This is a genomic window from Mucilaginibacter sp. KACC 22773, from assembly GCF_028736215.1.
GTDB lineage: Bacteria > Bacteroidota > Bacteroidia > Sphingobacteriales > Sphingobacteriaceae > Mucilaginibacter.
The window spans coordinates 4,975,067-4,993,374 of the sequence record NZ_CP117883.1; the positions used below are offsets into that span (position 1 = coordinate 4,975,067).

General features: G+C 40.5%; 22 protein-coding genes. 14 read left to right on the forward strand and 8 right to left on the reverse strand.

From position 1 onward, the window contains the following. Window positions 1-43: 43 nt before the first annotated feature. Window positions 44-484: a putative signal transducing protein gene (locus tag PQ469_RS20340; RefSeq protein WP_274209317.1), complete on the reverse strand. Its 441-nt coding sequence runs from the start codon at window positions 482-484 to the stop codon at window positions 44-46. 58 nt (window positions 485-542) lie between these two features. Between PQ469_RS20340 and PQ469_RS20345 the strand changes: the two genes are divergently transcribed. The 6 genes from PQ469_RS20345 (at window position 543) to PQ469_RS20370 (ending at window position 3,434) form a co-directional block, all read left to right on the forward strand. Beyond that, a complete protein-coding gene (locus PQ469_RS20345) occupies window positions 543-1,511 on the forward strand; it encodes a helix-turn-helix transcriptional regulator (protein WP_274209319.1) in 969 nt (322 codons plus the stop codon). 56 nt (window positions 1,512-1,567) lie between these two features. Continuing rightward, a complete protein-coding gene (locus PQ469_RS20350; protein ID WP_274209321.1) occupies window positions 1,568-1,918 on the forward strand; it encodes a DoxX family protein in 351 nt (116 codons plus the stop codon). Between the two features lie 4 nt (window positions 1,919-1,922). After that, entirely contained in the window at window positions 1,923-2,363 is a 441-nt protein-coding gene (locus PQ469_RS20355; RefSeq protein ID WP_274209322.1) for an EVE domain-containing protein, read from the forward strand. An 11-nt stretch (window positions 2,364-2,374) separates the two neighbouring features. Next, a complete protein-coding gene (locus tag PQ469_RS20360) occupies window positions 2,375-2,797 on the forward strand; it encodes an SRPBCC family protein (RefSeq protein WP_274209323.1) in 423 nt (140 codons plus the stop codon). Window positions 2,798-2,966: 169 nt separating this feature from the next. Beyond that, a complete protein-coding gene (locus PQ469_RS20365) occupies window positions 2,967-3,116 on the forward strand; it encodes a hypothetical protein (RefSeq protein WP_274209324.1) in 150 nt (49 codons plus the stop codon). A gap of 27 nt (window positions 3,117-3,143) precedes the next feature. Beyond that, window positions 3,144-3,434: a GyrI-like domain-containing protein gene (locus tag PQ469_RS20370; RefSeq protein WP_274209325.1), complete on the forward strand. Its 291-nt coding sequence runs from the start codon at window positions 3,144-3,146 to the stop codon at window positions 3,432-3,434. Between the two features lie 8 nt (window positions 3,435-3,442). On the opposite strand, the gene PQ469_RS20375 is transcribed toward PQ469_RS20370, so the two are convergent. Together PQ469_RS20375 and PQ469_RS20380 are read right to left on the reverse strand one after the other, a co-directional pair. Further along, window positions 3,443-4,756 (reverse strand): MFS transporter, encoded by a 1,314-nt coding sequence (locus tag PQ469_RS20375; RefSeq protein ID WP_274209326.1) that lies wholly within the window; start codon window positions 4,754-4,756, stop codon window positions 3,443-3,445. Window positions 4,757-4,898: 142 nt separating this feature from the next. After that, window positions 4,899-5,708, reverse strand: a complete 810-nt coding sequence (locus PQ469_RS20380; protein ID WP_274209327.1) for an SDR family oxidoreductase — start codon at window positions 5,706-5,708, stop codon at window positions 4,899-4,901. A gap of 258 nt (window positions 5,709-5,966) precedes the next feature. Here PQ469_RS20380 and PQ469_RS20385 point away from each other — a divergent pair, with 258 nt between their 5' ends. After that, window positions 5,967-7,163: an NADH-quinone oxidoreductase subunit D gene (locus PQ469_RS20385; protein ID WP_274213836.1), complete on the forward strand. Its 1,197-nt coding sequence runs from the start codon at window positions 5,967-5,969 to the stop codon at window positions 7,161-7,163. A 355-nt stretch (window positions 7,164-7,518) separates the two neighbouring features. On the opposite strand, the gene PQ469_RS20390 is transcribed toward PQ469_RS20385, so the two are convergent. Together PQ469_RS20390 and PQ469_RS20395 are read right to left on the reverse strand one after the other, a co-directional pair. Then, complete coding sequence (locus PQ469_RS20390; RefSeq protein WP_274209328.1) at window positions 7,519-8,619, reverse strand: S1C family serine protease; 1,101 nt, start codon at window positions 8,617-8,619, stop codon at window positions 7,519-7,521. Between the two features lie 15 nt (window positions 8,620-8,634). Continuing rightward, a complete protein-coding gene (locus PQ469_RS20395; RefSeq protein ID WP_274209329.1) occupies window positions 8,635-9,204 on the reverse strand; it encodes an RNA polymerase sigma factor in 570 nt (189 codons plus the stop codon). A 417-nt stretch (window positions 9,205-9,621) separates the two neighbouring features. Between PQ469_RS20395 and PQ469_RS20400 the strand changes: the two genes are divergently transcribed. The 3 genes from PQ469_RS20400 (at window position 9,622) to PQ469_RS20410 (ending at window position 10,591) form a co-directional block, all read left to right on the forward strand. Next, on the forward strand, window positions 9,622-9,813 hold the full coding sequence (locus PQ469_RS20400) for a hypothetical protein (RefSeq protein WP_274209330.1): 192 nt from the start codon (window positions 9,622-9,624) through the stop codon (window positions 9,811-9,813). Between the two features lie 184 nt (window positions 9,814-9,997). Beyond that, a complete protein-coding gene (locus PQ469_RS20405) occupies window positions 9,998-10,216 on the forward strand; it encodes a hypothetical protein (RefSeq protein WP_090653038.1) in 219 nt (72 codons plus the stop codon). A 174-nt stretch (window positions 10,217-10,390) separates the two neighbouring features. Next, a complete protein-coding gene (locus tag PQ469_RS20410; RefSeq protein WP_090653078.1) occupies window positions 10,391-10,591 on the forward strand; it encodes a hypothetical protein in 201 nt (66 codons plus the stop codon). Between the two features lie 189 nt (window positions 10,592-10,780). Here PQ469_RS20410 and PQ469_RS20415 read toward each other — a convergent pair whose 3' ends face one another. Both PQ469_RS20415 and PQ469_RS20420 read right to left on the reverse strand, forming a co-directional pair. Further along, window positions 10,781-11,236 carry a PA2169 family four-helix-bundle protein gene (locus PQ469_RS20415; protein ID WP_090653037.1) on the reverse strand — a complete coding sequence of 152 codons (456 nt, stop codon included), beginning with the start codon at window positions 11,234-11,236 and terminating at the stop codon, window positions 10,781-10,783. Between the two features lie 90 nt (window positions 11,237-11,326). Continuing rightward, a complete protein-coding gene (locus PQ469_RS20420) occupies window positions 11,327-11,488 on the reverse strand; it encodes a phosphatidate cytidylyltransferase (protein WP_143065551.1) in 162 nt (53 codons plus the stop codon). 529 nt (window positions 11,489-12,017) lie between these two features. Between PQ469_RS20420 and PQ469_RS20425 the strand changes: the two genes are divergently transcribed. Then, a complete protein-coding gene (locus PQ469_RS20425; RefSeq protein ID WP_274209331.1) occupies window positions 12,018-12,239 on the forward strand; it encodes a hypothetical protein in 222 nt (73 codons plus the stop codon). Window positions 12,240-12,329: 90 nt separating this feature from the next. Beyond that, entirely contained in the window at window positions 12,330-13,832 is a 1,503-nt protein-coding gene (locus tag PQ469_RS20430; protein WP_274209332.1) for an ATP-binding cassette domain-containing protein, read from the forward strand. A 183-nt stretch (window positions 13,833-14,015) separates the two neighbouring features. Here the strand turns inward: PQ469_RS20430 and PQ469_RS20435 are convergent, their stop codons facing one another. Continuing rightward, window positions 14,016-15,203, reverse strand: coding sequence for a carboxypeptidase-like regulatory domain-containing protein (locus PQ469_RS20435; RefSeq protein ID WP_274209333.1), 1,188 nt, complete (start codon window positions 15,201-15,203; stop codon window positions 14,016-14,018). A 426-nt stretch (window positions 15,204-15,629) separates the two neighbouring features. On the opposite strand from PQ469_RS20435, the gene PQ469_RS20440 reads away from it, so the two are divergent. Next, window positions 15,630-16,718, forward strand: coding sequence for an AAA family ATPase (locus tag PQ469_RS20440; protein ID WP_274209334.1), 1,089 nt, complete (start codon window positions 15,630-15,632; stop codon window positions 16,716-16,718). Window positions 16,719-16,774: 56 nt separating this feature from the next. Continuing rightward, window positions 16,775-18,268 carry an NHL repeat-containing protein gene (locus PQ469_RS20445; RefSeq protein ID WP_274209335.1) on the forward strand — a complete coding sequence of 498 codons (1,494 nt, stop codon included), beginning with the start codon at window positions 16,775-16,777 and terminating at the stop codon, window positions 18,266-18,268. Window positions 18,269-18,308 lie beyond the last annotated feature (40 nt).

Here is an 18,308-nt window from a genome sequence, read left to right on the forward strand (position 1 = left end):
AAATCAAGAACCCTCTCCTTTGGAAAGGGCAGGGTGAGGCTCTTTACTCAAAATCCTGGTGGCAATTAAAGCAATGCCAGGCCTTGCGGGCATAAAACGGGAAAACCAGCAGCAAAAATGATACAATGGCGGTGAGCCAATGTACTTTTTCAACAGTAGCCTCGCCGTGGCGTACGTTGGTTGAGCCACAAAAAGGGCATATTACCGCGCTGTTCGTTTCTTCATCCAGTTCAACATGGTCAAGGTCGTGCATATCGCCTTCGGCGGCTAATATGGCGCGGCATTTTTCCAGGTCGCGTTCAAATATTTTAAGTTTGATGCCGCCTACCGCCTGGTTATACAGCGGGTTTGCAGTAAGGGTATTTTCGTCGGCTATAAAGCAGGGGATTCCATTATCTTCCAGCTTGGTGCGTACAATGTGCGCCAGCATAACATCGTAATAGTTTTCAAATGTTATAATTTTGTCGTCCTGTTCAATAGCCATAAAGGTTATAATTGAAATAATAATACAAATGTAACCCCTTTTTTGTTTAATTTGGTGTATGAACCGCATCGACCGTATATCTGCCATTTTGATTCAATTACAATCGCGCCGGGTAGTTAAGGCCGGCGATATTGCCGAGCGATTCAACATTAGCCTGCGCACAGTTTACCGCGATATTAAAACGCTGGAAGAAGCGGGTATACCCCTGATTGGCGAAGCCGGTGTGGGTTACTCCATTATGGATGGCTACCGTTTACCGCCCGTAATGTTTACCCGCGAAGAGGCGACTGCTTTTTTAACCGCTGAAAAGTTTGTAGAAAAGTTTACCGATGCTACAACCAATGCACAATACCAATCGGCCATGTATAAGGTGCGGGCCATTTTAAAAACATCCGAAAAAGATGCACTTGAAAACCTTGATGGCAGTATTGAGGTGATGAAAAGCTATAGCCATGGGCGGACGGTAAGCAATAACGATCATATTCAAACCATATTGAACAGCATCATCCACAAAAAGGTGGTGTGTATTGATTACTTTGCCGGTCATAGCCAGGAAAATACCAGGCGGGACGTGGAGCCTGTTGGTGTTGTTTACCTGGGCAGTTTTTGGCACCTTATTGCCTACTGCCGCCTGCGCAATGATTACCGCGATTTCAGGATCGACCGTATTCGCAAGCTGGCGGTAACCGATGTCAGTTACAACAACAGTAAACATCCTACTTTAAAAGCATATATAGCGCAAACCGCCAAAGAAAAAGAATTGGAATTGGTGGTGATCAGGGTTGATAAAGAAATTTATAATTACCTGGAACACCAAAAATATTACAGCGGCTTTATCTCAGAAAAAAATGTGGGCAATAAAATAGAAATGACTTTTTTAACCGCCTTTATAGAGAGCTTTGCCCGCTGGTACATGATGTTTGGAGACCATGCCGAGATTATTAAGCCCGATGCCTTGAAAGATAGGGTAGCCGCCATCATCACCGCCATAAGCCAAAAAAACTTGCAGGAACAGGATTCCTACTGACATACTGCTGTCATCAGCCCGTGTTTTATTTGTGTCGTAATCAAAATCTGCAACACATGGAAATTAAAACAATCCTTTTATGGGTATTGCTGTTAACATATGTGGTACCGGGCTACATTTTTGGCTTCCAGAAATTAATTGGTCAAAAAGAAAAAGTACGGCAGTTTAAAGGCTGGGGCTACCCGCTTTGGCTAATGCGCTTGCTGGGCTTTGTTGAAGTGCTGGGCAGCAGCATGATGCTTTACGGCCCAACCCGCGTATACGGTATGGCGCTGTTCCCGATAATTCTGGCCGGTGCCATTTACACACATATCAAATTTCGAGATCCTAAAAAGGAGGTAATGACGCCCGTTTACGTAGGGCTGCATTTATTGGTCATATTTTTGTTAAACCTATCAATAGCTTAACGTTATGAAATACTGGATAACCGTAGTATCAAAAGATCATATTACCCGCGGCGTGGCCGGCGGTTTTATGCAAGCCAATCATGGCAAACAAGGGCCGTTAACCCGCATGGCAACCGGCGATTGGGTAATCATCTATTCGCCTAAGAAGAGTATGGAAGGCGACGAAAAACTACAGGCCTTTACAGCGATAGGCCAGGTTGCTGCCGATGAGATTTATCAATATAAAATGAGCGAAGATTTCAAACCTTTTCGTCGTGATGTTACTTACTATCAATGTAAAGAAACGCCGATAGTACCCCTGGTAGATAAATTGAGTTTTATGCCTAATAAAAAATCATGGGGCTATCCCTTTAGGTTTGGTTTTATTGAACTGCCCGGACACGATTTTGAGCTGATAAAAAATCAGATGCTGATAAACGAACCAACACCAATAAACAATAAATAAAACACCTGATTATGGAAAAGCTAACGTTAAAAACCGAAATTAAATTTAAAGCCCCTGCCGCTAAAGTTTGGCAAGGCCTTACCGACCCGGCAATGGTAAAAGAATATTTTTTTGGAACTAATTTAGAATCCAACTGGAGGGTAGGGGAGCCCATTAAATTCAGCGGCGAATGGGATGGACACAAATATGAAGACAAAGGGACTATCCTGGAAATTGATCAGGGGAAATTTGTTACGTACAGCTATTGGAGCAGCATGGCCGGTACCGAAGATAAGCCTGAAAACTATGCCAATATCACTTACAGCCTGGATGAGGAAAACGGCGAAACCACTTTAACTATTATTCAGGATAATATTAAAAACCAGGAAGCCAAAGAGCACTCTGAACAAAACTGGCAGGGGATGTTTGAAGGATTGAAAAAGATGATTGAGTAAACCCCGCGCGTCATTGCGAGGTACGAAGCAATCTCCAAACTATGCGGGACTTAGCATGTAGGGGATCGCTTCGTACCTCGCAATGACGGTTTGCAATGGTGTATGATGATATTAAGTAATGCTTATAAAATATTACTAAGTTAAAAACAAACCAGTATAAAAAATAGTAATGACATCAATAACAGCAAAAGTGTACCTTAAAGGCTTCTTTCTGGAAGGTATTTCGGTACGCACAACAAATCAAAACGGTCAATCGGCAAAGGATATTGGTGAGCTTTGGGGCCGATTTATGGACGACAATGTGCTGTTGCAGATTTAAGACAGGATAACAGACGAGATATACTGCGTGTATACCGACTATGAAAGCGATTATACCGGCTTTTATACCGCTGTGCTGGGTTGTAAAGTAAGCTCGTTGGACAATATCCCCGGAGGGCTGATAAGCCTGATAGTGCCTGCGGCTGATTATATAAAATACGTTGCCAAGGGCCGCCTGCCCGATTGCGTAGCAGAAACCTGGCAACAGGTGTGGAGCAGCGATCTCGACAGAAAATACATCGCCGATTTTGACGTTTGGGGCGTTAAGGCGCAAAACCCAGACGACGCTGAAGTAGAGATTTATGTTGGAGTTATCTGAATTCAGAATTACGCCAACGCTTCGACCGCCTTCATTTTCCGTTCAAAAATCAACAGCGTAATCAGTAAAACAAACCCGATTGAAAAGAAACAATCAAGCACCAGGGCCGAATCGCGCATTTCGCCTGTCCATCCCTCTACAAAGCCGAAAGTAAACAGACCTACTACAATTGATAATTTTTCGGTGACATCATAAAAGCTGAAATACGATGCTGTATCGGGGATGTTCGGCGGGATGTATTTAGAATAGGTTGAACGCGATAACGACTGTACGGCCCCCATAACCAAGCCAACAAAAACAGCGGCAACGTAAAACTGGTTTGCATTGGCAATAAAGTAAACGCATGCGCATATTACACACCACATCCCTACTATAACCGATAGGGCTTTAACGTTGCCATATTTTTCTGATGCTTTAGCCGTTATAGCAGCTCCAATTATAGCCACCACCTGGATAACCAGTATTATGCCTATTAATGCATCATCGGGCATTTTAAGCTCTTTGGCGGCAAAGTTGGCCGCCACAAGCAAAATAGTTTGCACCCCTACCGAGTAAAAGAAGAACGCCGGTAAAAAACGTTTTAATAGGGGCAGCTGTTTAACTTTTTTGAAAACTTTAGCCAACTCCTTAAAGCCACCGGTAAACACATTATACTCATGCGATCCTGCATTTGGCGTCCCCTTGGGTAAAAGGTAAAATGGAATAAGCGAGAAGCCTATCCACCATAAGGCAACTATCAGAAAAGAAAGCTGGGCCGATTTATCTTCCGTCATCCCAAACCAGGCGTGCCATTGCACAAATACCAAACAAAGCACCTGTACCACAATACTACCGGCAAAACCATAAATAAAACCCTTGGCGCTTACCGCATCCTGTTTATCGATGGTGGCTATTTGCGGCAGGTAGGAGTTATAAAATACAAAGCCGCCGCAATACCCCACAGAGGCCAGCCCGAAACATATCATCCCAAACTCAAAGGTCTTCATCTCAAAAAAATACAAACCAAAACAGGCAAGTACCCCCAGCCAAGTAAACAGTTGCATGTACAGTTTTTTGTGGCCCTTGTAATCGGCGATGGAAGTTAAAATTGGCAATAGCGCTACGATGATTAGGTATGATAGCCCGAGGATATAATTTGACAGCACTGTATTTACATACCGGTGCCCAAAAAAAGTAACCATACCCGTAGGGTTATTGTATTGCGTAATACCTACATAATAAGCCGGAAATATGGTAGATGTTATTACCATGTTATACGACTGGTTGGCCCAATCGAACATAGCCCATCCCCAGATGGTTTTTTTGTTGTTTTTTTCTTGCATTGTTTTGGTGAGGGGGTCGATGGTGAGTGGTTAATATTCTGAATTAGAATTTTCAGAATTAAAGAATTGGCAGAATTAAAAAAGAAGCATTTTCAAATTCTCAAATCTTCAAATTCTCAAATTAAATCAACCACTCGTCAACCTACTTAATCCCGTAATGGTCGTTCATTAATTTTACAAAAACGGAGCCTGGTAAAATAGCCTTAAGAGTAGGCACTATGGTTTGGCCTATGGCACCCACCAAATAGCTGTGTGCGGGTTTTGATTTGCCTACTATTTTTACAATTTGAGCTGCCAGTTTTGAAGGTGCAGCACCAATGCTTTCATCTTTTTCCATGGCGGCAACGGCTGCGTCAAACTCGGCTTTAAGTTTATCATTTTTAATGGTGAAAGGTAATTTTTCGCGGTTGCCGGTAAAGTCAGTTTTAAAGTCACCAGGATTTACAACCGATACCTTAACGCCTGTATTTTGCAATTCCATACGCAGGCTTTCGGAGTATCCTTCTATCGCGAATTTTGATGCGCTGTATAAGCCCTGGTAAGGCAGGCCAAATAAACCGGCCAGCGAGCCAATGTTGATAACAAGCCCTGTACCCTTTTCAATCATACCCGGCAAAACGGCGCTGCTTACCCGTACAACGCCAAAAAAGTTAACTTCAAACTGTTTTTTTGCAGCATCAACCGGCATGGCATAAAGCGGGCCGGTAATACCGTTACCTGCGTTATTAACCAAAACATCAATCTTGCCTTCGGCTTTAATAATAGTTGCAATAGCCGCGTTTACAGATGCATCATCGGTAACATCCATTTGTAAAGGCATAAATGATACATCACTGATGCGTTTGATATCGCGCGTGGTACCATAAACAGTATGGCCCTGGGCAGCAAGTGCTGTTGCGGTAGCCAAACCTAAACCGGATGATGCCCCTGTTACAAGAATTACTTTTTTCATTTTTTGATTGGTGATTAAATACTTTGAGTTTTGAATTATTTATGCAGGGAAATAATTTGCCATAAAACTATAAAATTATAATTACCGGGCGATGCCGGATAGCAAAAAAGCCTAAAGTATTTTAAAGAATGCCGGCAGCGGTGCAAATTAAAAGCTCATTAAAATTTATGCCCTATATTTAATTTTACGTGAATTTTGCCCGATAAACGAAAAAAATACTGATTTTTGGCATCAACAAAACAGCACGCAACATTGGTTATCACTAATTCAAAATACGAAGAAGCGCTTCTTAACTACAATAAAAAAATTGCAGATGCCAGTGTAGAGGATATGGTGCTTAATATGGGCCCGCAGCATCCATCTACTCACGGCGTTTTGCGCTTGGAACTGATAACCGACGGCGAAATTGTAAAGGAAGTAATACCTCATATTGGTTACCTGCACCGCTGTTTTGAAAAACATGCCGAATCATTAACTTACCAGCAAACCATTCCTTTTACCGACAGGCTTGATTACCTGGCATCGATGAACAACAGCCACGCATTTGTGATGGGTGTTGAACGCATGATGGGTATTGATAAAGATATCCCAAAACGCATTGAATACATCCGTGTGCTGGTATGTGAACTTAATCGCATTGCATCGCACCTGATAGCTATTGGCACCTACGGTATTGATATAGGTGCTTTTACCCCTTTTTTATGGTGCTTTAGGGATAGGGAGCATATTATGGGCATGCTGGAGTGGGCATCCGGATCGCGCATGTTGTATAATTACATTTGGGTAGGTGGCCTGTTTTATGATTTGCCGGTTGGCTTTGAGGAGCGCTGCCGCGATTTTGTGGAGTATTTTAAACCCAAAATGATTGAGCTTAACCAGCTGCTGACCGATAACCAGGTATTTATATCGCGCACGGCAGGTGTTGGCGTGCTACCTTTAGATGTGGCCATTAATTACGGCTGCAGCGGCCCTATGCTGCGGGCATCAGGCCTTAAATGGGATTTACGGCGTATTGATAATTATTCGGCCTACCCCGAGCTTAATTTCGAAATCCCGATAGGTACCGGCCTGATGGGCAAAGTGGGTGACTGCTGGGACCGTTACAAAGTACGTGTCGACGAAATTGAACAATCTGTAAAAATTGTAGAGCAATGCCTTGATCGCCTGCAAAAAGAACTGAAACGCACACCCGATTTTGACCCGCGTGCAAAAATGCCCCGAAAAACTATCCCCAAACCCCAGGATTACTACGTACGCTGCGAAGGCGCCAAAGGCGAACTGGGTTTCTACTTTGTTGCCGACGGCAAATCCGAAATTCCCACCCGTGTAAAAGCCCGTGGGCCAAGCTTTAATAACCTTTCCGTATTGCCCGAAATTTCAAAAGGCGTACTGATTGCCGATTTGATTGCTATAGTAGGATCTATTGATTTTGTGCTGGGTGAGGTAGATAGATAGACAACCGTCTTGCTACCTGATACTCACTACTTGATACTAAAATGAGCGTTGCCTGCGGCCGGGCTTTTTGCTCATACTGCACGGGTCTTAGCCGCAACCTGCCCTCTTTCCCTTCGCCCGGCCGGTATCCGCGCCAATCCCTAACGCATTTGTCTGAACTCGGATTAAGCAGATTTATCAGATCTTTTCGGATTTTTTTTCTTAAACTATCAATTATTCCTCCGTCTGCAAATCAAAATCCAAAAAAATCTGATAAATCCGACGAATCCCGGTTCAGAAAAAAGCCCCTAATAAAAAAAGAGACACCTTACGGTATCTCCTTTTAACTATTAATTTTTATTGGAATTGGGCGTTGTTAATAAACTTTAACCATGAATACATAATTTTTTAGTTTTCTGACTTGTTGCGGGCGGCTTAGGCCGGCAAGGGTATTCTTTGTGCTTAAGGTTAAATCTTTACTCAATGAGTCAGCTGGTATATTCTGTATCGCCTTTAGTAAAAAGGTCGATTTTTTTGCAAATCCTGCACCGGCCACATCGGGCTGTCTGCCACTGATGATACCAATAACATTCCCCTTGCTATCCAATAACGGGCCGCCGCTATTACCCGGGTTAACCGGGATAGAAACCTGGTATTCTGTAGAATCTCCGGAATGACCATTCCTCGCAGTTAACGATCCGGGACCGAAATTTTCTTCACCACTTGGGTATCCGAAGGTATAAACATCTTCGCCTAAATCGCTAAGTGATTTTTTGAAATTGTAAGGCACATTACCAAGATCTTTAAATGCAGGATCATTAATTTGCAATATTGCTATATCATATTGTGGCTCAGTATAGATCACCTTAGCATGAAATGATTCGCCTGCTGCATTCTGAACATCTACCGAATCGGCACCCTCTACAACATGAAAATCTGTTGCTATATAGCCATTGGATGATAAAGCGAAACCAGTACCCCTGTATTTACCCGGATTTGTATTTCTCGGCTTGACATGGGTTTCTTTTATAATAGTATTTGTTTGATTTTGTAAGTCATTGGCTTTATCCTCAACTCTCTTAATCTGCCCCTTTAATTGTTCATAGCTTAAATCACGATTATTAAGTTTCCCTGTAAAAAACAAAGTGCTTAATATTGCGAAAATAGCTATTGATGCAGCCACCGATATTTTTGAATGGTGATGCCTCCACATGCTAACTATCCAGTTAGGATGTATCATCAACTCTTCTTTCAGTGTATGCACATCTATTTCGCTGTGGATAGCATCCAGTCGTTTTTCCAGCTCAATACGTTCGCCGTATTGTTTAATTAGCCCTACAAATAGTTTGTGTTCTATTACCTTGCTGTCAACATTAGCGTCGTTTTTACGCAATGTCTCAAATTCGGCACGCTCGGCGGCGGTCATATCGCCGTTAAGGTACCTGTCAATCAATTCCAGAATAAGGTTCTCGCTCATCTCTTTACACTCCTTTTACTTCTGCTGAAAAAATAATTTCTTCAGCCTTTGCAGGCATTTATACTTTTGCGTTTTGGCATTATCGGCATTGGTATACCCAAAACGTTCACAGATCTCCTGCATCGATCTGTTATGTATATAAAAATCTTCCATAATGGTTTTACAGGGTTCGCCTAACAACTGAAGGGCTGCCTCCATTTTATTAAACTGTATATCCCGGTCATTATGTTTTTCAACCTCATCATCAACAGGCAGGTACTCTTCAAAATCCCTGATATCGCCTCCATACCTGTTCATCTGGCTTAACCTTTTAAGCCAAAGCCTGCGGCAAACCGAATAAATGTATGTTTTAAGCTTGCTGCTTAACTCAAACTCGCCCGATTTTATCTTATTATAAAGAACAATGATAGCTTCCTGGTATATATCCTTGGCATCATCCTCGTTTCCGTTATTGTTGATAATTAACTGTAATATCATCGGGAAATAGGTTGTGTATAGCCTTTTCAGTACTATTTCCGAATTGTTAAGTATCCCAAGAACTATTTCGCTGTCTGTTGGTGCCGAAGCTTTTAAGTCTTTATTCACTCTTAATACTGTTTATGCCAAAATGTAACCCAACGGTGTAAAAAAAGAATCAAGAGTTAGGAGTCAAGAATCAAAACTGACTAAAAGTAGTTAAATTCAATACAAAATGATACTATTTAATTATCTGCCCGGATATTCAAACCGGGCTTTTTCCTTTCTTGATTCCGGACTCTTATTCTTGTTGATTCTCTTCAAATATTAATACTGTAATTGCAAATAAGTAACCCCTGAAGCAAATTATATTATAGCGGGCAAATCTGCAAAAAAAAACTTACAACCAAACTTACCGCTACTACCTTAAGATAAATAGCAATATAATATTTTACTTTTTAATTAATTTATTGGGTTACCTTTTTCATTTAAGTGTATTAACAACAGTAAACGTTAAAAAACACTAACATTTTAAAACACACAACGATGAAAAATTTATTGAAAACCAGCTTTGTAGCTTTAGTTATTGCTGCTTCTTTCTCAGCTTGTAATGGTGATGCTAAAAAAGGCGATAATGATACTACCGTTAAAGTTGATTCTACTGTTAAAATTGACTCTACAGTTAAAACTGATTCAACTAAAGTTGATACTGTAAAAAAAGATTCAGTTAAAAAATAATTAACTGCTATAGTGCTATAAAAAAGATACCGGGTATTCCCTGCAATTCTTTTTATGGTTTAATAGTTTTTTTTGATAAAAAGGTAACCAATATTTTTTTAAAAAATCATGGGTTACCTTTTATCATTAATTGTATTAATAACCGAACGATCAAAAAATTATCAAAACTTATAAAACTCAAAACATGAAAAATTCATTCAAATTAGGCTTAGTTGCCTTAGCTATCGCTACTTCATTTGCTGCTTGTAAAGGTTCTGGTTCATCTTCAGCTGCAGATTCAGCTAAAGCAGATTCAGCGAAAGTTGATTCAGTGAAAAAAGATTCAACTGCAGCAACTGATTCAACTGCTAAAGCTGGCGAAGCTAAAGTTGACTCTGTAAAAAAAGATACAGCTAAAAAATAATTACTAAGCCTTTAAACTGGCTGAAGTATAAATTTTCATGCCTTTTTATAGATTTATTAGTTTATTTACAATAAAAAAGGTGATCTGTAATTTTATTTTAAAATTATGGGTTACCTTTTTTTGTTTAAGGTATTAACAGAAAAACTATTAAATCACTCATTAAAAAAATTGAACATGAAAAATTCATTCAAATTAGGCTTAGTTGCCTTAGCTATCGCTACTTCATTTGCTGCTTGTAAAGGTTCTGGTTCATCTTCAGCTGCAGATTCAGCTAAAATGGACACTGCAAAAATGGATACAGCTAAAGCAGATTCAGCTAAAACTGATACAGCTAAAACTGACACTACCAAGAAAGACACTACTAAAAAAATGTAATCTAACTTTTTTTAGATTTCTAAAAAAACGCACCTGGTTTTCAGGTGCGTTTTTTTATGAAGTATCAAGTTGTTTATCAGTAGCAAGTATAACCAAGACTATTTGCCAGGCAGTAAAATATTCACCTAAGAAGTGCCGCCTATCAAACCAAGGCATCACAACCCGGTCTGGATACTTGATACTAATTTCTTAGTGAACACTATCGCGTAATGCTTTTATTTCGTCGTGCGCATCCAATATTTCGGCTTGTTGCCTGGTTATAATATCGCGTAAAAATGCGGGAATATATTCTTCGTCCAGCGCTTGCCGGTAGGCTTTTACAATAGCGTCTTCGCCAAATTCGCACTCTTCTAAAATATCGTGCGTATCATGAGCAGTAAAGGCGGCTTTTACATCCAGCCAGGCCCGGTGTATTTTACCACTGGTTGAAGTGCCTGTGTCAATATCTTTGCCCAACACCTCAACTTCTTTACCCAATTCATTTTTATAACGGTTGCTTGCGTCAATCAAACTTAAAAAAAGCATCCTCAAATCGCTTTCGCCATCTTTTAAATCTTTAAGGGCACGCTCATACCCTTTTATCCTGTCGTTATTAATCTGAACCAGGTCATTTAAAACTTCTGTTGTTGCTTGTGAATTTTCCATGATGAATTATGTTTTTATACAAGTACAACCTATCTGAAATCAAATTGTTTAATCAAATAGATAAAAAATATACTACTAAGAAATAATTGTTCACTTCCTAAATAGTGAAATAAGCCACACGATAACCAAAACAACAACAATAACTGATATCACGCCAACTACGGCGCCCGCCTTAAATATCCCGGTGATAACAGAGCAGCCGCTTAGTGTAGAAAGGACTAACCCGATCATCAATAAATGAATTTTTTTCATGACAATTTTTTATAAGTGTATATAAACCAAGGAATATTGCAGGCATTTTTTTCTGCATCCAGCCTATCTGGTAACAAGAATCACGCCTTTTTTCGAAGTCTGGCATAAACAGCCGATGCCTCACAGTTGCTAATAGAAAAAACCTTCAATTTTCCTGGCGATAAAGAAAGCCTGCGGGCAAAATGGCAAGTGTACATAAGTTTGATAAAAAGTGTATAGCAGAACCTACACACGGTTGATTAAAAATCCTTTTTTTAATCAACCGTGCGTTGTAAAGGCTAAATGAGGTGGTATTTACGATGGTTTTTTAACCTAAAAAATTAAATATAAAACAATGATTAAATATTAAAACAATTTCAAAACGGAACGGTTATTGCGTCTTACAATAAAGAGAAGAAAAAGTGCCAATCTATTTAGTTTATCAAAACATAGGTATTAACATACTTATAGTGCAGGTTTTGGGTAAATTTTAACTGATGCCGAAATATTTTCATAATTTTGAATTATCTATTTATAACTACATATTGCTATGACTTTTGAAATACAACAAAACATTAAATGCGAAAATTGCATAAAATGTGGAACCCGGCCTCAAATTGAACAATCAAAAAAACATTGGATTGTTGCCTGCCCAAATAAAAAATGCAACAATTTTGTGAAAGATGAGATGGTTAATATTGAAGGTTGGAACAGACTAAATAAGAGTAACGCCAACATTACGCCAAACCAAAATTTTAAGAAAACTGCTTAAGCCTTCCCTTAATATTTATATATAAAACAACACCATACTTAAGCGCTTTTTTCGGGCAGATGTTTAATTTTGCCGCTACTAAAGCAGCTCATGGTTAATACTATTTTTTCTATAAACAGCGCTACTGTAAGATTTTTGAACAACACCCTGTTTGAAAATCTTACATTTGCCATCAATAAAGGCGAAAACTGGGCACTCGTTGGCCCAAGTGGTTCTGGCAAAAGCGCGCTACTGCAAACCATAGCCGGCCGATTTAATATTACCGGCGGCTCAGTTACTTATCATTTTGAAAACAGGCCTGATGGTAATATATCTGTTACCGGCGGTACCGGCGTTAAAACAAAATTAATTGCCATTGTTGAGCCCAGGCACCATTTCCGAAATTTATCAAACACTTCCGACTTTTATTATCAACAGCGCTATAACTCGTCCGATTCAGAGGATGCTTTAACTGTTAATCATTATTTAAATAACATCGTCGGCGAAGCTACAAGTGGATATTGGACTTTACCCAGGGTAATGCTGTTATTAAATCTTGATCCCCTGCAGGATAAACAATTGATAAAATTATCAAACGGCGAAACAAAACGCCTGATGCTTGCGGCTGCCCTACTTAAAAATCCTGTTTTATTATTGCTCGATAATCCGCTAACCGGCCTTGATTTAAAAACAAGGCAGGGGTTTAATGATATTATCAGGCAGATAACCGCATCGGGCATTAATTTAATTATTGCTACCGCACCACATGAAATTCCCGAAGCCATTACCAACGTGGCCGTGCTAAACGCGGGTGCGATTATTCATGAACTTGCCAGGGCTGATTTTAAACCGGAGCAGTTTATTACCAATGCCGGCGATAGTATTGACATGACAGCGCTTAGCAGTTTATTAAACACTGGTAAACCACGCGTAACCTATAACCATATAGTAAAAATGGAAAGCGTTCACATTCAATACGGCGACAAAGTAGTGCTGGATGATGTAAACTGGGAAATTAAAACAGGCGATCGCTGGGCTTTGCTTGGCCCCAATGGTGCGGGCAAATCAACATTGCTCAGTTTAATAAATGGCGATAACCCGCAGGCTTACGCCAACCACATTGTTTTATTTGATAAAAAACGCGGAACAGGTGAAAGTATCTGGGATATCAAAAGAAAAATAGGTTTTGTATCGCCCGAGCTGCATCAATATTTCCCGACGGATAACAGTTGCCTACAGGTAGTTGAATCGGGATACTATGATACATTGGGCTTATTTAGGCCAAGCAACCAGCAAATGGCAGCTATTGCCTTGCAATGGATGAAAACGCTTGAAATTGACCAATATGCCCGGATACTTTTAAAAAACATACCCGCAAGTGCCCAGCGTTTATGCTTACTTGCCCGGGCGCTGATTAAAAATCCTGCACTGCTTATTTTTGATGAACCCTGCCAGGGAATGGATGACCATCAGCAACTTCACTTTAAAAACCTGGTAGATACCCTTTGCAGGTTAAGCAATGTAACCCTGATTTATGTAACCCACTACCAGCATGAAATCCCCGAGAGTGTTGACAAAGTTTTAACACTCGATAAAGGGAAAGTTGTTTATTAGTCATTTAAGGGCAGGTTTGATTGGGAACGATTGTTTTAATTTTTTTCAATAAATACATCAATGACAAGCGAAGCGACAATGACCAATGACGAGCGCAGCGACAATGACCAATGACAAGCGCAGCGAAATGACCAATGACAAGCGCAGCGACAATGACCAATGACAACGAAGCGCAATGACTAATTAGTCCCCCGGCTCATAATCAACCGGCAGTAAATCGCATAGCTTGGCTTTTGACCAGGTACCCTCGTAAAGAGGGGCGGGATTTGATATTACGGTGCCGTTGTTATCAAACAAGGCGTAAGTACCGTAAAGGGTAATAATGCTGGTTTCAAAGTTTTCCATATCCAGCGGGCGGTATACATCCTTAAATTCGGTAAGTTCGTGCTTTTTGGTATATACCACGTACAAAAAGTGCGGAAAGGTAATGGCGTAAATGCCGGCTTCAGGTGTACTGCGCAAAATTTCCATCGGCTGGTACGGAATCTTCACCACATTTTCGTCGCTCCATTTGGTTAGGTTGCTTAGTTTGTACCAGTGCATAACCGAGTCGCGGTTGGTTTCTTTATACCTTTTTATTTTTTGCTGTATCAGTTCTTCTGGTGGCCGTTCGCGGTTAAGGGCTCGGGTAAAGTCGTGAGCTTCAAAACCCTCTTCCTTTAATTTGTCTTTATATAACGACCTGAAAAAATGCTGGGGCGAGCCGTAGTAAGCTTCCTCACGTTTGTGTTTCCATATTCTTTTTTGTTCGGCCGATCCCGGCAGGTTTTCAAACAATGCCCTGCCCGAGTATTGTATGGTATGCTCAATACCATCACTTACAAAGTTTTTAAGTAAATATTTGGTGCGGTACCCTAAAGCCTTGTTCTCCATCACCAAAAACTCATCAGCATCAGCTTCCAGCCGTTGTTTACTGCGGTGATAATTAAGGTTAAGCACGCGCGGGTTAAGCACTTTGCACAATTTAGAGTTTTCGGTGGTGCCAATAAATTCCCTCCTGAATTGTTCGTAATTTTTTTTCCAGTCGGCATTGCTGCTTATCACAACTTCGCGCAACATCAATACTTTTTGGGTGAGGGATATATCGAGCTTTAAGGGCACATGGCCTACCTGCACCGTTTGCGAGTAATCCTCATATCCCACTACTGTAACAATAAGATCGTACTGGCCGGGCTTAATACCCGAAAGGGTAAACGTGCCATCCTCGGCAGTTGAGGTGCCATAAGTAGCGTTATTTAAAAACACGCTTGCATTGGCCAATGGCGATTTACTTTCGCCATGCACTACCCGGCCCGTAATGGTTGCTGTTTGCGCCAAAATAACAAACGGGAACAGTAAAAATAAAATCAGGGATAACCGGTACAGCCGCATCAATATGGAAAAAAAATAAACAATTTTAGTTCAAGCTACCAAAAAAACACATTTTTTATGAACACAGGATGAATTCTTTTACTTTTTGTTTTGTATCGATGCACTGTGTGTACCGCTACGGGATGAGACACCCTGAAACGCCCTGACACACCCTGGTACGGGGTGGTACACCCTGGTACGCCCTGAAACACCCTGGTACACCCTGACACGGGGTGGTACACCCTGGCAAATCCTATAGGCGCATGTCAACTATAAATAGTTGTTAGCCCAAAGTCTTAAGTTCCAAGTCAAAAAACACTTTAGACTTACGGCTTAGCGATAAAATCCTCAGATAAATCTTTATATACCTGACAATCAGATACTGACAACAATCTGTCACCATTAATCAATTTGCACATGTTTAAATTTGATCATAATCTTAAAATCATGTTTAAACCACCTCCCCAAATTCAAATCATCCGCAATGAAGTGGATGCCTTTACCAAACGTAAAATACAGGCCGGTAAGTTTGATAAAGTTTTTCATGGCCTGAGCATTTTAAAAACCAAACCCGCCAGGGCCTGGATGGAGCAGGAATACGGAAAACCTATACCCCGTATGCTTTTCGGCGCCTTTTGGTTCGAGCACGAACTATGTGTGCTGTTTGCCGATACCAACCTCGGAAAATCCATCCTGGCTGTGCAAATTGCAGAAGGCTTAACCAGATGCGATACCGTTGAGCCGTTTTATAATAAATGCAACGAACCTCAAATCGTACTTTATATCGATTTTGAATTGAGTTCTAAACAATTCGAGATCCGCTACCACAGCCATCAATGGGGCAGCCACCTGTTTGCCGAAGGCTTTTACCGCGCGGAGTACGATCCCGAAGGCGACGACCCGGTTTGTTACGAAAAGTACGAGGAGTATATCGAATCGGCCATTAAATCGGCTATCCAAAAAACCAAAGCCACGGTACTCATCATCGATAACATTACCTACATGACACATGGTACCGGCAATGCGGCCAGCGCCATGCCGCTCATGAAATCGCTCAAGGCCATCAAAACGCAATATAATTTAAGCGTGCTTGTAATAGCGCATACGCCAAAGCGCGACGGACGCAAGCCCATTACCGCCAACGATTTACAAGGCAGTAAAATGTTTATGAATTTTGCCGATAGCGCCTTTGCCATAGGCCAAAGCCAAAACACACCCGGCCTGCGTTATATTAAGCAAATTAAACAGCGTACCGGCCAGGAACTATACGGCGCAAACAACGTGTGCCTGGTTAAACTCGAAAACGATTACACATTTTTGCGTTACAAGTTTGTGGATTATGCCCACGAGGCCGACCACCTTTGCCCGCCCGACAAGGTAAACAACCACGAACTGCAGCAACGCATAGCCAACCTGCATGCACAGGGCATCTCCTTCCGTAAAATGGCCCGCGAGTTAAAACTATCCGTATCAACCGTGGTGCGCGTGGTTCAAAAAATCAATGTCGATCCTGAACAGGAAAATGCACCCTGTTAATATTTCAGGTCATCACTTTTAGGTTTCATAACTAACTATTATATTTATCTCAAGTTATGAAATCAAAAAACCTGATCCTTATCGTTTTACTTGTAGCATGCTATGTGGGATGTAAAAAGAGTGAACCAGCCATAAAACCTGTTGTAAAAGATACAGCCAAAACTACTAAACCTGATACGCCAGTAGTTATTGTAAAACCACGCGATACTATAATACACGACCTGATTTTTGGAACATGGGGATCAGTGAGTGTTATTGATGATTACCCTGAAAGATATTTTGGACCCGAGGGATTTTATTACGAGGATGTTGGCGTAAATTCTTACTGGAGCTATAATACGGCTACTTATCGATGGCTTACAAATGATACCCTTATGTTTGGCCCTATAAAAATAAAGATACTTAAATTAACGAAGGATTCGCTTGTTAATAGTCATAATAGCTACATATATAGATATTACCGAAAAAATGTACCGTATTTATCTGCAACAGGCTTAATGTCGACCATAATTGGACAAAGCGAGGGCGATTTTTCAAGTGCAGAAGGCAAAATTGCTCGTGAAAATTTTACATACCACCCTGGGGGTATGACCATTGACAATACAGATAATATTTATTTTATGGATGATGGTACGCATTCAGTCAGGCGAATTAATGCGACGGATAAAAAGGTTTATACCATAATTGGTGATAAACAAATTAGTGGGATTGAACTTGATGATGATACAATGCCTGCGCGCACCGTACACCTTGGCATGAACAGTCGTAGCTTAACTATTGATAAAAACAACAATTTATACTTACTACAGTATAAAAGTTCATTTAATTATTGTGTATTGTACAAATACTCACCAGTTGATAACTTGTTACATAAAATTTGTAGCGGTGTGTCCCAGGGTTATGGCGGAGATGGCGGGCCGGCAATCACAGCGAATGCAAACTTCATAATGTTTACAGGAGACAAGGACGGAAATATTTATATCGTTAATCAAACATCGTACATTGGAGGAACAAGAATAAGAAAGATATCTTCAAGTGATGGTAAAATAACTACCATTGGCGGCAATGGACAATTAGGATTTTCTGGTGACGGGGGGCAGGCAACTAATGCCTCGATATCCGTTACGGCACTTACTATAGATAATAAAAATAATTTAATTTTCGCCGACGAACAAGGTCACATAAGAAAAATCGCCCTTAAATCAGGAAGTATTTCAACAATCGCAGGAAACGGCAGTAAAGTTTATTTCGGCGACGATGTTGATGCCAAAAACGCTGGGTTTACAACAATTGTGGCTTTGGTGGTAAATAGTAAAGGCGATATTTTCACTGCTGAAAACTCCGAAAATAATCATCGGATTAGGAAGATAGACTTATTAACAAATAAGGTTACAACAGTGGCTGGAAATGACCATCCTTTTTACATGGGGGATGGAAACTATTTAAAAATAAGATCATTATCACCTACCAATATGACGTTGGATCAGCAGGAAAATTTGATAGTAAGCGACTACTATAACAATAGAATAGTGAAAATATCTTTAAAATAATAAATAAAGTCTTGGTTAAATTAAATCATGCAGGAAAAAG

Excerpts from the sequence above, each read along its gene's own strand:
- PQ469_RS20405 (WP_090653038.1), top strand. The coding sequence starts at position 9,998 with ATGAAAAATTCATTCAAATTAGGCTTAGTTGCCTTAGCTATCGCTACT.
- PQ469_RS20420 (WP_143065551.1), bottom strand. The coding sequence starts at position 11,488 with ATGAAAAAAATTCATTTATTGATGATCGGGTTAGTCCTTTCTACACTA.
- PQ469_RS20440 (WP_274209334.1), top strand. The coding sequence starts at position 15,630 with ATGTTTAAACCACCTCCCCAAATTCAAATCATCCGCAATGAAGTGGAT.
- PQ469_RS20415 (WP_090653037.1), bottom strand. The coding sequence starts at position 11,236 with ATGGAAAATTCACAAGCAACAACAGAAGTTTTAAATGACCTGGTTCAG.
- PQ469_RS20380 (WP_274209327.1), bottom strand. The coding sequence starts at position 5,708 with ATGAAAAAAGTAATTCTTGTAACAGGGGCATCATCCGGTTTAGGTTTG.
- PQ469_RS20430 (WP_274209332.1), top strand. The coding sequence starts at position 12,330 with ATGGTTAATACTATTTTTTCTATAAACAGCGCTACTGTAAGATTTTTG.
- PQ469_RS20340 (WP_274209317.1), bottom strand. The coding sequence starts at position 484 with ATGGCTATTGAACAGGACGACAAAATTATAACATTTGAAAACTATTAC.
- PQ469_RS20350 (WP_274209321.1), top strand. The coding sequence starts at position 1,568 with ATGGAAATTAAAACAATCCTTTTATGGGTATTGCTGTTAACATATGTG.
- PQ469_RS20375 (WP_274209326.1), bottom strand. The coding sequence starts at position 4,756 with ATGCAAGAAAAAAACAACAAAAAAACCATCTGGGGATGGGCTATGTTC.
- PQ469_RS20435 (WP_274209333.1), bottom strand. The coding sequence starts at position 15,203 with ATGCGGCTGTACCGGTTATCCCTGATTTTATTTTTACTGTTCCCGTTT.
- PQ469_RS20390 (WP_274209328.1), bottom strand. The coding sequence starts at position 8,619 with ATGAGCGAGAACCTTATTCTGGAATTGATTGACAGGTACCTTAACGGC.
- PQ469_RS20445 (WP_274209335.1), top strand. The coding sequence starts at position 16,775 with ATGAAATCAAAAAACCTGATCCTTATCGTTTTACTTGTAGCATGCTAT.
- PQ469_RS20365 (WP_274209324.1), top strand. The coding sequence starts at position 2,967 with ATGACATCAATAACAGCAAAAGTGTACCTTAAAGGCTTCTTTCTGGAA.
- PQ469_RS20355 (WP_274209322.1), top strand. The coding sequence starts at position 1,923 with ATGAAATACTGGATAACCGTAGTATCAAAAGATCATATTACCCGCGGC.
- PQ469_RS20410 (WP_090653078.1), top strand. The coding sequence starts at position 10,391 with ATGAAAAATTCATTCAAATTAGGCTTAGTTGCCTTAGCTATCGCTACT.
- PQ469_RS20400 (WP_274209330.1), top strand. The coding sequence starts at position 9,622 with ATGAAAAATTTATTGAAAACCAGCTTTGTAGCTTTAGTTATTGCTGCT.
- PQ469_RS20360 (WP_274209323.1), top strand. The coding sequence starts at position 2,375 with ATGGAAAAGCTAACGTTAAAAACCGAAATTAAATTTAAAGCCCCTGCC.
- PQ469_RS20345 (WP_274209319.1), top strand. The coding sequence starts at position 543 with ATGAACCGCATCGACCGTATATCTGCCATTTTGATTCAATTACAATCG.
- PQ469_RS20425 (WP_274209331.1), top strand. The coding sequence starts at position 12,018 with ATGACTTTTGAAATACAACAAAACATTAAATGCGAAAATTGCATAAAA.